The sequence below is a fragment of the Streptomyces sp. NPDC002787 genome (assembly GCF_053592095.1).
This window is the reverse complement of record NZ_JBSFVC010000003.1, coordinates 1-14424: the sequence shown is the minus strand read 5'-3', so window position 1 is coordinate 14424 and position 14424 is coordinate 1. Positions and strand designations below refer to the sequence as shown.

The 14424-nt window shown below is 71.4% G+C and carries 10 protein-coding genes and 1 rRNA gene; 7 read left to right on the top strand and 4 right to left on the bottom strand.

The window, feature by feature from the left end; genetic code table 11:
* Positions 1-9 precede the first annotated feature (9 nt).
* Together ACWD26_RS04150 and ACWD26_RS04145 are read right to left on the bottom strand one after the other, a co-directional pair.
* A complete protein-coding gene (locus ACWD26_RS04150; protein WP_451266023.1) occupies positions 10-1893 on the bottom strand; it encodes a sigma-70 family RNA polymerase sigma factor in 1884 nt (627 codons plus the stop codon).
* A gap of 377 nt (positions 1894-2270) precedes the next feature.
* A complete protein-coding gene (locus ACWD26_RS04145) occupies positions 2271-3095 on the bottom strand; it encodes a TetR/AcrR family transcriptional regulator (protein ID WP_451266021.1) in 825 nt (274 codons plus the stop codon).
* A gap of 476 nt (positions 3096-3571) precedes the next feature.
* Between ACWD26_RS04145 and ACWD26_RS04140 the strand changes: the two genes are divergently transcribed.
* Together ACWD26_RS04140 and ACWD26_RS04135 are read left to right on the top strand one after the other, a co-directional pair.
* Positions 3572-4936: an NAD(P)/FAD-dependent oxidoreductase gene (locus ACWD26_RS04140; protein WP_451266019.1), complete on the top strand. Its 1365-nt coding sequence runs from the start codon at positions 3572-3574 to the stop codon at positions 4934-4936.
* Positions 4937-5230: 294 nt separating this feature from the next.
* Positions 5231-6901, top strand: a complete 1671-nt coding sequence (locus ACWD26_RS04135) for an ATP-binding SpoIIE family protein phosphatase (protein WP_451266017.1) — start codon at positions 5231-5233, stop codon at positions 6899-6901.
* 30 nt (positions 6902-6931) lie between these two features.
* Here ACWD26_RS04135 and ACWD26_RS04130 read toward each other — a convergent pair whose 3' ends face one another.
* Positions 6932-7579 carry a LuxR C-terminal-related transcriptional regulator gene (locus ACWD26_RS04130; protein WP_451266015.1) on the bottom strand — a complete coding sequence of 216 codons (648 nt, stop codon included), beginning with the start codon at positions 7577-7579 and terminating at the stop codon, positions 6932-6934.
* A 297-nt stretch (positions 7580-7876) separates the two neighbouring features.
* Here ACWD26_RS04130 and ACWD26_RS04125 point away from each other — a divergent pair, with 297 nt between their 5' ends.
* From ACWD26_RS04125 to ACWD26_RS04115, 3 genes are read left to right on the top strand one after another with little or no spacing between them, the layout of a single operon-like run.
* A complete protein-coding gene (locus tag ACWD26_RS04125; RefSeq protein WP_451266013.1) occupies positions 7877-8245 on the top strand; it encodes a hypothetical protein in 369 nt (122 codons plus the stop codon).
* Position 8246: 1 nt separating this feature from the next.
* Positions 8247-8939: an ABC transporter ATP-binding protein gene (locus ACWD26_RS04120; RefSeq protein ID WP_451266011.1), complete on the top strand. Its 693-nt coding sequence runs from the start codon at positions 8247-8249 to the stop codon at positions 8937-8939.
* A 34-nt stretch (positions 8940-8973) separates the two neighbouring features.
* Positions 8974-11649, top strand: a complete 2676-nt coding sequence (locus ACWD26_RS04115) for a hypothetical protein (protein ID WP_451266009.1) — start codon at positions 8974-8976, stop codon at positions 11647-11649.
* 36 nt (positions 11650-11685) lie between these two features.
* Here ACWD26_RS04115 and ACWD26_RS04110 read toward each other — a convergent pair whose 3' ends face one another.
* Positions 11686-12963: an MFS transporter gene (locus ACWD26_RS04110; protein WP_451266622.1), complete on the bottom strand. Its 1278-nt coding sequence runs from the start codon at positions 12961-12963 to the stop codon at positions 11686-11688.
* Positions 12964-13115: 152 nt separating this feature from the next.
* Between ACWD26_RS04110 and ACWD26_RS04105 the strand changes: the two genes are divergently transcribed.
* The gene (locus ACWD26_RS04105) at positions 13116-13673 is read left to right on the top strand and encodes a MarR family winged helix-turn-helix transcriptional regulator (RefSeq protein ID WP_451266007.1); all 558 of its coding nucleotides are present in this window, start codon (positions 13116-13118) and stop codon (positions 13671-13673) included.
* 675 nt (positions 13674-14348) lie between these two features.
* Positions 14349-14424, top strand: a 16S ribosomal RNA gene (locus tag ACWD26_RS04100); the annotation flags it as partial.

Sequence of the window (14424 nt, the reverse complement as noted above, 5' to 3'; positions counted from 1 at the left end):
CGCCCGCCCTCACTCGCAGGTGAACCCCGACTCCGCCCAGTCCGCCAACACCGCCAGGTCATGGTGGCCGTGCGGCTCGACGACCAGCCGTACGGTCTCCCGCCCGCTGAGATCCACATGGACCGGAACCGCCGGGTCCCCACCCCGCACCAGCCCGGACTTCCACAGCCGCACCCCGTCGCCGTAGACGGAGAAGTAGACCTTGCCGAGGCCGTGCGTCAGGTCGTCGAGGCCGACGAGAGCCTCGTACGAGGCGCAGCGGCGGTTGAGGTCGACGGTGACGGAGGAGTGGCCGTGCACCGTCACGCCGTGGGCGTACCGCTTCCCGCCGATCGACATCCCGTATCGCTGCCAGGCCCAACCGCTCTCCCCGAGCCGCATCGCGGGCTCGGTGCCGTCGCCGAGGACGCCGTACCGCAGCTCGCTCCACCGGTAGACGGCCGGGGACGGAGGAGGGGGAGGGGGCGTCGGCCCGGTCGGCGTGGGAGTCGGTGTGGGCGTAGGCGGAGGGGCCGATTTGGCGGGAGGAGTCGGCGTCACCGACCGCGACGGCGAGGGTGTGGGGGTCGGCGTCGGCGCGGGCAGCGGGGCGGACGCCGGCACCACCATCGCCGGCGCGCCCGGCGCGGCCTCCTCCTCTGGCGGGTGTGAGGGCTCCGGCTTCGGGGCCTCGACGGGCTGCGAGGCGGGTGGCCTGGCCACCGGCTCCTTGGGCTCCACGTCGTCGCCCGCGAGCGCGAGGGCCACCGCGGCGGCGACCATCCCGGCCACGCTCACCGCGATACCGGCCTTGGCCGGCGCGCCGAGCCCCTCCGCGGCGGCCCCGCCGCCCGCGCCCGCACCACCGGAACCGCCACTCGCCGCGCCCGCCGCACCCGCGGCGCCGGCCGCCCCGGCTCCCGCGCCACCGGCGACCAGGGCGGCCACCTTCGCGTACCCGGCCGCACCGAACCACCCGATGACCGCGAGCGGTACGACAGCGGGGATACCGCTCGCGACTTCCTTGATCTGCCCGGCGGCCAGCCGGCACGCCGCGCACTCCTCCAGATGCACGAGCAGGCCCCGCTCGGCCCGCGTCCGCAGACTGCCCCGGGCGTACGCGCCGAGCCGGTCGGCGTACCGCCCGCACTCCGCCGAGTTCCCCGCGAGTGTGGTGCTCACATGGGCCTGCAGATACGCCTGCTTGAGCCCCTCCCGCGCCCGGCTGGCCAGCACCCGGGTCCCGTTGGCGTCGAGCCCGAAGAGCGTGGCGACCTCGCTCGGCGACTCGTCCTCGACCTCGGTGTGCCACAGCACGGCCTGCCACCGCTCCGGCAGCGACCGGAAGGCCTGCATCGCCATCGACTGCTCGGCCTCGTGCATCGCCCGCACATCGGCCCCGAGGTCGAGTGCGTCGGTGTCCGACACCTCGGCCCGGCGTGAGGCCTGCGCCGCGAACACCGCGAAGTCGTCGACCAGGTGCTCCTGCTTGGCGGAGTTCGTCCAGGTGGCGGCGACCCGCCGCACCGAAGTGAGCAGATACGCCCGTACCGCGTGCTCGGGCCCGGACCCGCCCCGTACGGCCAGCAGCATCCGGGCGAAGACCTCGGCGGTCAGATCATCGGCCGTATGGGCGTCCCGGCAACAGGTCCGCGCATACCGGCGTACGGCCTCCGCGTGCCGCCGGTACAGCTCCTCGTACGCCGAGTCGTCGCCCGAGTCGTCCCCCGACCGCATCCACTCGATGAGGTCGGCGTCGGAGGGCGTCCGGGGAGGCGGCAGCACCCCCGAGTCGAACCGAGCCCGCTGCGCCGGAACCCGGCGCCCCCCTTGGCCGGGCACCTGATGCCGTGCCTCCGCATTCGGAGACCCCCCACCCTCACCCAGCGACTTGTCCCGCTCGTCAACACCCATCGCGGAAGCCCCCGCCACCAGCCGACCCAGTCCCGAACACCAAGGCAGAGTGCCATATTGGCTTTTCTTCAGCCCTCAGCAGCACGGCACACCACTCGTCCGAGCGGACTTCCCGGACCTCAGTACGGACGTTCACTCATCCGGGTGGCGGGAGTGTGAGGCCGACAGCCCCGCCAGCCCCGACAGGGGCGCGGGGAACTGCGCGACAAGCCCCAAGGCTCCCGCACATACGAACTCACGACAGCCCCCAGAAGCCCTGGCGGGGCCGAAGGGGCAGCGCCCCTGGGAAGCGCCCCTGGGGGATGGGACGGGTAGGGGCGGCGGGGGCGAAAAAACACCCCACACCGCCCCCGAGGCGAAACCTCACCCGACATCCATCACGCCGGCCGAGACCGCAACCCCTCCAACAGAATGTCCAGCAACCGAGCAGACGCGGCAGCCTGCTGCGCCGCGTCCGGCAACGCGGGCGCCCCCGTGGCGATCACGAGCAGCACATCCGCCACGGTCACATCCTCCCGCAGCTCACCCGCCGCACGAGCCCGCTCCACCAGCTGCCCCACGACCTCGAGCAGCGCCGAAGCCCCGGCATCGTCCAGCCCACCACCGGAACCGGCGGCACCCACGGAGCCACCCGCTCCCGAATCGGCGGACACCAACCGCAACTCGCCCGTCGGCTGAACCCGCTGCTGCGGCACCCGCGCCTCGTCCACGACGATCCCGCCGACCCCGCCGGCCTTGCCGACGCCGCCGGCGCCGACCGAGTCCTCGGCGACCCCGACCCGCAGCACCTGCGGCGGCAGCAACCGCCCGGCACCCGACGCCACCGACGTCCGCAGGAACCGCGACAGCGCCTGCCACGGGTCCTCCTCCTGCCCGAGCGCCACCCTGGCCTGTTCGGTGAGCCGGGACGTCTCCTCCTCGGCTATCCGCCGGACCAGGACGTCCTTGCTCGGGAAGCGCCGGTACACCGTGCCGACACCGACCCGCGCGCGGCGGGCCACGTCCTCCATCGGCGCGCCGTACCCCAGCTCGCCGAAGACCTCGCGCGCCGCGCGCAGCACGTGCTCGAGGTTGCGCTGTGCGTCCACGCGGAGCGGAGTCGACCGCACTCCGTCACCGCGTCCGTTGCCGCCCGCCGCGCCGATCGCACCGCTGGGTGCGATGGTGGACGCGGACGACCAATGAGACTCCTGAATATGCATACGTGTTCCCCCGGTAATGACGTCTCCCCCCGGAGACTCTCCCCGTCATCGGAAGCCGGAGCGGCGGAACGAGCGTCCAAGGTCCTCGGCGGTCCCCGATTCCCTTCGTCGGAGAGCCGACCCCGAGCCGACCCGCCCGTCGCGGACCACCCGAACCCGAACCCGAAGATCCAACCAACCCGGATCCCGGACCCCACCGAACCTCTTGAACGCATCCCCCCTACACCCCGTCGACACACGAACATAGTTGAGAGGGAGTCAATTCAGAAGGGGCACGTTCCGCACGGAGCGCCCCTCGATCGGAGTACGGGCGGTTTACGTCCGGTTTGCGCCCCCTCCTGCCACCCCGCTCACACCATCTGACCTGCGCACCTGCCGCATGCGCCGGTAAATCGGCCAACCCCGCGCCCCTGTGGAGACCGGTCACACAAATTGCCGGGCCTGTGGACAAACCAACGAGCAAGGTGCGTCATGGGATGGTGAAGGAACCGATGCGCATCCTCATCGTCGGCGGCGGATACGTCGGGCTGTACACAGCACTGCGCCTGCAGCGACAGCTGAAACCGGAACTCGGACGTGGCGACGTCGAGATCGTCGTCGTGTCCCCCGACCCTTATATGACGTATCAACCCTTCCTTCCGGAGGCGGCCGCGGGCTCCATCTCGCCCCGCCATGTCGTCGTGCCGCTGCGCCGCGTCCTGGACCAGTGCAAGGTCGTCATCGGCGAGGCCACCGCGATCAACCACGCCAAACGCGTCGCGACGCTCACCACCCTCGCCACCGAGGAGGAGGGCTCGGCCGCGGAGCAGCTGACGTACGACGAGCTCGTCCTCGCCCCCGGCTCGATCTCGCGCACCCTGCCCATCCCCGGGCTCGCGGACCACGGCATCGGCTTCAAGACCGTCGAAGAGGCCATCGGCCTGCGCAACCACGTCATCGAACAGATGGACATCGCCTCCTCCACCCGCGACCCCGCGATCCGCGACGCCGCCCTGACCTTCGTCTTCGTGGGCGGCGGCTACGCGGGCGTGGAGGCGCTCGGCGAGCTGGAGGACATGGCCCGCTACACCGCGCGGTACTACCACAACGTCAAGCCCGAGGACATGAAGTGGATCCTCGTGGAGGCCTCCGACCGCATCCTCCCGGAGGTCGGCGAGGAGATGGGCCGCTACACGGTCACCGAGCTGCGCCGCCGCAACATCGACGTACGGCTGCACACCCGCCTCGAGTCGTGCGCCGACCGTGTCGCCGTCCTCAGCGACGGCGCCCGCTTCCCCACCCGTACGGTCGTGTGGACGGCCGGGGTGAAACCGCACCCGGTCCTCGCCGCCACCGACCTCCCGCTGAACGAGCGCGGCCGGCTGAAGTGCACCGCCGAGCTGTCCGTGGAGGGCGTCTCGCACGCGTGGGCCGCCGGTGACGCGGCCGCCGTCCCCGACGTCACCGCCGAACCCGGCAAGGAGACCGCCCCCAACGCCCAGCACGCCGTACGCCAGGCCCGCGCGCTCGGCGACAACATCGCCCGCTCCCTACGCGGCGAGCCCCTGCAGACGTACTCGCACAAATACGTCGGCTCGGTCGCCTCCCTGGGCCTGCACAAGGGCGTCGCGCATGTCTACGGGCGGAAACTGAAGGGCTACCCGGCCTGGTTCATGCACCGCGTCTACCACCTGAGCAGGGTGCCGACCTTCAACCGCAAGGCCCGCGTCCTCGCCGAGTGGACCCTCTCCGGGCTCTTCAAACGGGAGATCGTCTCGCTCGGTTCACTCGAACATCCCCGTGCGGAGTTCGAACTCGCGGCCGGTGGAAAGCCTCCTGAGGACCCGAAGGGGTCGTCCTGACCGGATCCAGGAACTCCACCGTTCAGGCCGACGTCTGACGGATGTCGGTCCGGTCGGCCAGACTGGTCCGCGATGTGATCCATGATCTCGGGCGAGGCCACCGCCTTGCCCACACAGCACCCACCAAGCCCGTAGGAACCACCCCATTCCGTACCCGCTCGACATCCGCCGGCACCCCTTCGGCACCCACGACCAGGCGTCCCCCACCGCCGCACCCCGGGGCAACCCTCCGGGCCACCGGCAGGATCCGGAGCCGGCCACAGACAACAACACGAGGCACGAGGCAAGGATTCGGTGAACTTCACGCGCTGGAGCGCCCGGCTCCCCGGTACGCAGCGCCGCGCCGCAGCGCGGACCGAACACACGGTCACCCCGGACCGGCGGGGGGACGGCTCCGTGCCCGCCGCCCGCGCCGAACGGCAGACCGACGACCCCCCGGACGACACCCCGACCGTGCCCGCCGTCGACGACCTCCCCACCCGCGAGATCCTCGACCGCATCCCGGCCCTCGTCGCCCTCGTGCACGGCCCCGACCATCGCACGGCCTACGTCAACGACGCCTATGCCGCCGCCTTCGGCGTCCGCCCGCTCGGCGAACCCGCCCGCGAGGCCCTGCCCGAGCTGGACGCCCTCGGCCTCCTGCCGCTCCTGGACCAGGTCCTGCGCAGCTCCAGACCCCGCACGGTCAAGTCCCGCAAGGCCCCCAGCGGCCGCAGCTACACGATCACCTGCACCCCCGTCGACGTACCGAGCGGCGACGGGCCGAGCGACGGCGGCGTGCTGATCTTCGCGGCCGACGTCACCGACCACGCCGAGGCCGCCGAACGCCTGCGCGCCAGCGAACGCCGCCAGCGCGAGACCGCCGTCACCCTCCAGCGCTCCCTCCTCCCGCAGGAGCTGGAACAGCCCGACGACCTGCGCATCGCCGCCGTCTACCACCCCGGCGGCACCGAGACCGCCGTCGGCGGCGACTGGTACGACGTCATCACCCTCGGCGGCGGCCGCACCGCCCTCGTCATCGGCGACGTCATGGGCCGAGGCGTCCGCGCCGCCGCCGTCATGGGCCAACTCCGTACGGCCGTCCGCGCCTACGCCCGCCTCGACCTCCCCCCGCACGAGGTCCTGCAACTCCTCGACGGCCTCGCCACGGAGATCGACCCCAACCAGATCGCCACCTGCGTCTACGCCGTCCACGACCCCAACGAGGGCCGCCTGGTCTACGCCTCCGCCGGCCACCTCCCCATCCTCGTGCGCGACGAGAGCGGCACCGTCCTGCGCGCCGACGAACCGACCGGCCCCCCGCTCGGCACCGGCGGCTGGACCCACTCCTCCGGCTCGATCCCCCTCGGCCCCGGCTCCACGGCCGTCTTCTACACGGACGGCCTCGTGGAGCGCCGCGACGAGGACCTGGACGAGGGCATCGCGTCGCTGGAGCGCGCCCTGGCCGGCGCGACGGGCACCCCCCAGGTCGTGTGCGACCGCCTGGTCCGCTCCACAGGCGTCACCGCCGACCACGACGACGACGTGGCCGTCCTCGTCCTCCAGCACCCCGCCCGCACCGGCCCCGACAGCGAGCTCTTCCGCAACGCCGCCCTGGAACTCCTCGGCGGCGTGGAAGCGGCCCCCCGGGCCCGGGCCTTCGCCTCCGGCGTCCTGACCAGCTGGCGCTTCCCCACGGAACTCCACGACCTGGGCGTCCTGGCGGCCAGCGAACTCGTCGCCAACTCCCTGCAGCACGGCACCCCGCCCATGCGGCTGCGCCTGCGCCGCACCGACCGCCGCCTCATCGTCGAGGTCACCGACGGCAACGACCATCTGCCCCGGCGCCGCCGGGCCGATCCCGCCGACGAGTCCGGCCGAGGCATCGCCATCGTCGCCACGATCGCCTCCAACTGGGGGTGCCGCCGGGCCCCGGGCGGCGGCAAGGCCGTGTGGTGCGAGTTCGCCCTGCCACGGACGACCTGAGCGGCGGGGCGCCACCCCGGCCGGGGGCCCTCACACGGACTCGGGCACCTGCAGATCCGGCCGGCGGGTGGTGCCGACCCCCGCGTGCCAGGCGACCCGGGCCGCGTGGAGGCGGGTCTCGACGCCGAGTTTGGTGTAGATGCGCCGCAGATGGTCCTTGACGGTGTCGGGGCTCAGGTTGAGGCTGTCGGCGATCTCCCGGTTGGGCAGTCCCTCGCCGACGAGCGCGAGGATCTCCCGCTCGCGCGGGGTGAGCGCGGACACCAGTTCCTCGGCCGGGGCATGGCCCCGGCCCGGTGGGGCGGGCCTGGCGTAGGCGCTCTTCATGGCCTCCGTCAGACAGGGGTCCAACGCGAGACCGCCCTGGGCGACGGCGGCCACCGCCCAGGACAGATGCCGGGAGGCGGTGCCCCGGCGCAGGATGCCCGTCGCGCCGTGCCGGAGCAGCTGGCGCGTGCCGTGGCCGGTGAGCTGCTCGCAGAGGACGACCCCCGCGGGTCCGTCGAGCCGCAGAAGGGTGTGCAGGGCCTCGCTCTCCGCCGCGTGGCTGATCACCACGACGTCGGGCCGGGACCAGCGCACGATGTCGGCCAGAGTGCCGGGAGCCCCTTCGGCGACGAGAGTGAACTGCTGTACTTCCTCCAATACCGTGCGGACCGCGATGCGTGCGGAGAGCATGGGAGCCACCAACGCGACACGAAACATCTGTTCCCCCGTCAGGTCAGGCTGGTTCGACACGAAAGACGCGCTGTGGTCAAGAACGCGTTCTTAAGGCTTCAACAACCGCGTGCAGCTTCACACTTGGGGATGGGTCGGTCAAGCGGTTACGGCCCCTAGGACGACCTCGCACCGATGTCAACTCCCCTGCCGGGTGGAAGGTGATCAGGCCTCCCCCGAGAGTGGGGTACAGCGGTGACGGGTGGTGCCCCAGGGTGGTGAATCGAACAGACCGCACACGATGGGGGAACGAAAACCATGAGAATCAAGACAGCCATAGCGGCGACCATGTTCGTGGGGGCGAGCCTGCTCACCACCGGGGGCGTGGCCAACGCGGCCCTGAGCGAGTGCAACACCAACAACATGTGCATGTGGGGCAACAACGACTTCCGGTGGCTGATCGGCGAGCGCACCCACGGCTCCACCACGTGGACGAACCTCAGCGGCGACCGCAACGACGAGATGGACTCGTGGGCCAACCGCTCCGCCAGCCACACCGGTTGCATGGCGGAGCACTCCAACGGCTCCGGCGACAAGCAGGACATGCACAGGAACGACACCGACGACAACGTCGCCCCCTGGAACAGCGACGAGATCACCTCGTGGCGTACAAGGAACGGGTGCTGAGTTGACGACAGCCGCTGGCGCACCGCTCGTCCGGACGAGCGGAGTGTGCAAGGCCTACCACTCCGCGGCCGAGACCGTATGGGCCGCGCGGGACGTGGACTTCACCGCCCGGGCGGGGGAGTTCGTGTGCATCTACGGTGCCAGCGGCTCCGGCAAGTCGACCCTGCTGAATCTGCTCGCCGGCCTGGACCTCGCCGACTCCGGCGAGATCCGGGTCGGCGGCGTCGACGTGAGCACGGCCGACGAGGCGCGGCGCGCGGATCTCCGGCTGCGCACCGTCGGTGTGGTGTTCCAGGAGCACAACCTGATCGAGGAGTTCAGCGCGGTGGAGAACGTCGCGCTGCCCCTGGAGGCATGTGGCTTCCCGGTCGCCGAAGCCCGTGAGCAGGCGCTGGCCGAACTGGCCCGCGTCGGCCTGGCCGGGCTGGAGGACCGCCTGCCGTGGCAGATGTCCGGCGGACAGCGGCAGCGGGTGGGCGTCGCGCGAGCGCTCACCGGACAGCGCTCGGTCCTGCTCGCGGACGAGCCGACCGGCGCCCTGGACTCAACGACCACACGCGAACTGTTCGAGCTGTTCCGGAAACTGTGCGACGACGGCGTACTGGCCGTGATCTGCTCGCACGACCCGCGCTGTCGCGACTTCGCCGACACGGTCTACGAGGTCGTCGACGGCCGCCTGGAATCCCGCTCGTGACCACCACGCAGACCACCCGGGGGCACGGCGCCGCATGACCCACGACCGCCCGACAGAAGACCGCCCGACAGAAGACCGCCCGGCCGACGAGGGCACGGCTGACGACCGTACGGCTCACGGCCGCACGCCGTACGGCCGTATGACGTTCGCCGACCGGGCCCGCCTGACCTCCCGGATCGCCCGGCGGCTGGCCCGCTCACGGGCGCTGGCCAGGTCGGTGGCGATCGTGTTCGTCGCCGCGCTGCTGGTGATGGGCATGTTCGTCACCCTGCGGACGCTGTCCCTGTCGGGCGAACAGGTCGCCGACAACGAACTGGGCCGCTTCGGCGCCAAAGTCGGTTACGGCAGCGGGGTGTCCCTGTCGCCGGGCGACGACACGTTCCTCGCCGACCTCCGGTCCCGCGTGCGCGACGCCGGGGCCACGCACCCCGAGGTCGTGCTCAGCGCGACCGACGTCCAGCTGAACACCACACCGGCCCGCAATGTGACGGCACTGGAGAGCGACTGGACCTCCCGGCCGTACCCCGAGCGGTACGAACTGCTGTCGGGCAAGTGGCCGAGCCGGCCGGGCGAGGTGGCCGTCACCGAGCCGGGCGACGTGCGGACCCCGGTGGGGGAGACCCTCACGGTGCTGGGCGACGTCCGGCTCAAGGTCGTCGCCACCGTCGACGACCGGGCCGCCGGCACCACCAACCTGCTGCTCGGACCGGGCACCTGGGCCGGACTCGACCCCGCCCTCAGCAAGGGATTCCCCGTGCTGACCGCCCAGATGGACGTGCTGTGGGCGGGGGACCGGGAGCAGGCGGTCGTCGACGCGTTCACCGCCGCGGCCCGCACCTGGGCCGAGGGCCGGACCGACAGCCCGGAAGCCGACGCGATCCGCCAGGACGGCCAGAACGCCGTGGCCGCCACCCTGGTCACCAGGGACCAGGTCGTGGCCCGCCCACAGAAGACCTGGATCGAGAAGACCCCGGCCGGCTACACCGTCCCCTCGCTCCTGGTGCCCGCGGCGGCCGTCCTGCTGGTCTTCGGCCTGAACGGCCGCCGCTTCCGACGCACCACGGCCTCCCTGACCTCCGTGGGCGTCGCCCGTACGACGGCGGCGGTCGCCCCCGCCCTGGCCGCGCTGGCCTGGTCACTGGCCGCGGCCGTCTGCGGAGCCGTGGCCGGAGTCGTGGTCGGGATCGGCGCCCGCCTGCTGATCTCCCACCTGCTCGACCACCCGGCAGGCCCGCTCGACGACCTCGCCTCGCCCGCCCTGCGACTGCTCGCCGTGGTCCTCGCGACCGGCCTGGTCGCCGGAGCGGTCCTCGCCCGCACCCGGCGCGACGAACCCGCCCGTCCGCACGGCGAGGACGACAGCGCCCAGGGCACCGACCGCCCGTCCGGCCGCCGGGCCCGCGACGCCCGTCACCTGCTGGCCGTCGCCGCCTGGTGCGCCACCGTGGTGTACGCCACCTGGGTCGACTCGCCCGCCCAGGCCATGATCCTCACCGGCATCCTGATCGCCGCCGTACTGCTGATCATCCCCGAGGTGTTCTCCGGGGTGCTCAGACTCCTGCCGGAGGGCGGGCCCCGCCGACGCCTGGTCCGCCGCCAGCTCGCCGCCGACCGCTCCAGGGCCTGCGCCGCCCTGGCCGTCCTCACCGTCCTGTTCGGAGCCTCGCTGGGCTACGTCACCCTCCTGGACACCCTCATCCGCACGGCCGAGAAACAGTCGTACCCCGCGGTGCTTCCCGGCCAGGTCCTGCTGGCCGGCCACGAGAGCGACACCTTCCCGCCCGGCGAGGCACTGCTCCGCGCGGTCGACGCCTCGAACGCCCTGGACGGCCTGCCCCGCACGGAGCCGCGCTACCTGATGGACGGCGACGCCGACAACCCCCGGATGGCCAGCCGCGAAGGCAACGACGGCAGTCTGCTCACCGCGGACACCCCCACCGACGTCGAACGGCTGATCGGCAGCCGACTCGACTCCACCCAGACCTCCGTACTGCGCGACGGCGGCCTGCTGGTCTGGGCGCACGCCTCCGACGCCCCCACCGGCCCGAACGCGCACACCCGTCTCGTCGTCCGCCGGGGCGACAAGGTCCTCGGCAGCACCGCCGAACTGCCCGAGGCCCCCGTCGACGTCTCCCCGGCCGAGTGGCGGACCGGCTCCGACGGCATCATGCTCCGCGCCACGGCGGACTCGCTCGACCTGCCGATCCAGACCCACGGACCGATCATGGTCACCGGCGTCCCCGACACCGAGGCCCGAGCCCTGCAACAGGCCGTCGTCAACGCCGGCATGGACGCCGGAGCCGTCCTGATCCACGTGGAACCCGACGACCCCGTACCCCCGGCGGCACTCCTGGCCACCGCCGTGGGCCTGGTGCTCCTCGCTCTCGCCGCCGTACTGGCCGCCACCCGCAGCCAGACCCGCATCCTGCGCCGCTACCTCGCCCGGCTGATCGCCGTCGGCATCCCCCCGCGCTGGGCACGCCAGGTGCTGCTCTGCCAGCACGCCGTCCTCATCGCGGTGAGCACCCTGCTCGGCCTGGTGATCGCCATGCTCCCCAGCGTGGTCCTCGCCTCCCAGATCTCCGGCTTCGTCCTGAGCGTCCCGTGGTGGCAACTGGGCGTACTCGCCGCGGCGACCTATGCCGCGGCACTCCTCGCCGCCGTCCTCTCCGCACACAAGCTCCGCGTGACCGAGGCCCGAGCGACGTGAGGGGCGTCCCCCTCGACGCCCCCAGGGGCCGGCGCATCAAGCCCGCGCCACCACCGGCTCCGAGGCGGCTCCACCCTCGGCCACCACTCGGCTCCGCGCGAGCGACGGCTGGTCCTGCACGTCCGTGAGATGCCGCCCGAGCCGCAGCGCCAGCACGCTGATGCCGAGCGAACACAGCAGGAACGCCACGATGTACGGCGCGTGCAGCGAGGCACCCATCGGCCCGCCCACCGCCGGACCGACGGCCAACGCGAGCTGCTTCACCAGCGCGAAGGCGGAGTTGTACTGCCCCGCCATCCCGGTCGGCGCGAGATCCGCGACCAGCGGAGCGACGGTCGGCGACAGCATCGCCTCACCCAGCCCGAACAGCGCGTACGTCGAGACGAACGCGGCCACGGCCATCTCCTGACTGCCGTGACCCAACCCCGCGAAGCCCGCCACGCCCCAGGCCAGGGCCCAGATCAGCCCCACGGCCGCGATCACCCGCGACCGCCTCCGGCGCGCGACGAACCGCAGCACGGCGAACTGCGCGACCACGATCACCGCGGTGTTGGCCGCCAGCGCCGTCCCGAGCGCGGACGTCGATATCCCGGCCGCCTCGACCCCGTACGCGCTGAGCCCCGACTCGAACTGCCCGTAGCAGGCGAAGAACAGCACGAACCCCAGCACACACAGCCGCACCATGGCCTGGTTGCCGAGCAGCTGCTTCCAGCTCCCCTTCGCCGTCACCCCCGCCGGCACACCCTCGAGCTTCGGCGCCCGAGGCATCCGCACGGTCGCCATCACACCGACGAGCAGCAGGAACATCGCCGCCTGTATGGAGAACAGCAGCGTGAAGGACCCCGCGCGCGTGGCATCGACGAGATGCCCGCCTATCAGCCCACCGACCCCGAGCCCGAGGTTCTGCAGAAAGAACTGCGTCGCGAAGTCCCGCGACCGCGTCTCCGCACGCGAACAGTCCACGATCATCGTCGCGAGCGCCGGCTGCATCACGGCCTGCCCGGCCCCGAGCGCCGCCGCGGACAACAGAACGGACGTCGCGCCGGCGGCCAGCCCGAGGCTCAGCGACCCGACGGCAGCGGTGACCAGGGCGGCGAGCAGCACCGGAAGCGGACCACGCCGGACTATGGCCCGCCCGGCGAACGGCAGCACCACCAACGCGGCCACAGCGAACACCGCGAGCACGAGCCCCGCCGTCATCGCACCGAGATCCCGCACCTGCGCCACATAGACGTACAGATACGGGACCGTGAAGCCGAGTCCGAACGCGCCGAGCGCGTTGCCCACGTGAATCCGGCGCATCGCTGCGCCCATCCCCCTGGTCACGTTCACCTGCCTAGGTAGAGGAAGCCGCCCGCTGGAACGCTCAAGCGTTAGCACTGAAGACTTCGAAGCTAAAACTTAGAACCTAAACAGTACACGTCGAAGGACTTCGACGCCAAGCGATGGCGTGCCATACTGCGCCCATGGGCGACACCCCGAGCACCTCCGGCAGCACCGAGCCGACCCTCGAAGAGCAGATCGCCGCCTATCAGCGCGAGTTCCAGGACCTGGACCCCCAGGTCGAGAAGATCGTCTCGGCGCTCTCCCGCCTGAACCGCCGCATGAACGTCGCCTACGGCCGCCAGACTTCGGCGCTCGGCATCAGCAACGCCGAGTGGGAGGTCCTCAAGGCACTTGTCCTCTCCGGCGCCCCGTACCGCATGGGCCCGAGCGAGCTCGCCAAGCGGCTCGGCCTCACCCCGGCCGCCATGACCCACCGCATCGACCGCATGGTCGCCGAGGGCCTGGTGACGAGGGAGCGCGACGAGACCAACCGCGTACGCGTCATCGTCGAGCTCACCCCCGAGGGCCGCGAGAAGTGGCTGGAGGCCATGCGCCTCGCCTCGGTCTTCGAGGAGGACCTCCTCCAGGACCTCTCCCCCCTGGAACGCACCGTCCTGGGCGAGGTCCTGACCCGTCTACTCCGCCGCGTCGAGCACGCCCAGCCGGACGCCGGCGGCCGGCTCACCGACCTGGACTGAAGCCGTACGCTTGAGGGGCGCCCAAGGTTTGGCCGCGAGTCACCCTGGGGAGGCTTGACAGTCCACCCCGCGATCCGTAGAGTTCTTCGGGTTGCCGCGGAGCCGTAACGGTTCTGCGACAGCACCTCAGCCGCTAAAGCGGCACCCAAACCAATCAGCACGATCTCCCAACCGGGGTGAATTCGGCGCGCCCGAATTCAATTCGATTTGGGTTCGACAGTCCCGATTGGGAACTGCCGAGCAGATCCGCTAAGGTTTGGAACGTCGGAACGGCCCAACAGCCGCGAAGACAACTCCCGCTGACTGGGAATCAGGCCCGAAAGGATCTGATAGAGTCGGAATCGCCGGAAAGGGAAACGCGAAAGCGAGAACCTGGAAGGCACCGAGGAAATCGGACCGGAAAACGATCTGATAGAGTCGGAAACGCAAGACCGAAGGGAAGCGCCCGGAGGAAAGCCCGAGAGTGACTCGGGTGAGTACAAAGGAAGCGTCCGTTCCTTGAGAACTCAACAGCGTGCCAAAAATCAACGCCAGATATGTTGATACCCCGTTCCCGGCCATCTCGGTTGGGGCGAGGTTCCTTTGAAACAAACACAGCGAGGACGCTGTGAACGGTCGGGCTTATTCCGCCTGACTGTTCCGCTCTCGTGGTTTGCACCCGATTACGGGTACACATTCACGGAGAGTTTGATCCTGGCTCAGGACGAACGCTGGCGGCGTGCTTAACACATGCAAGTCGAACGATGAACCA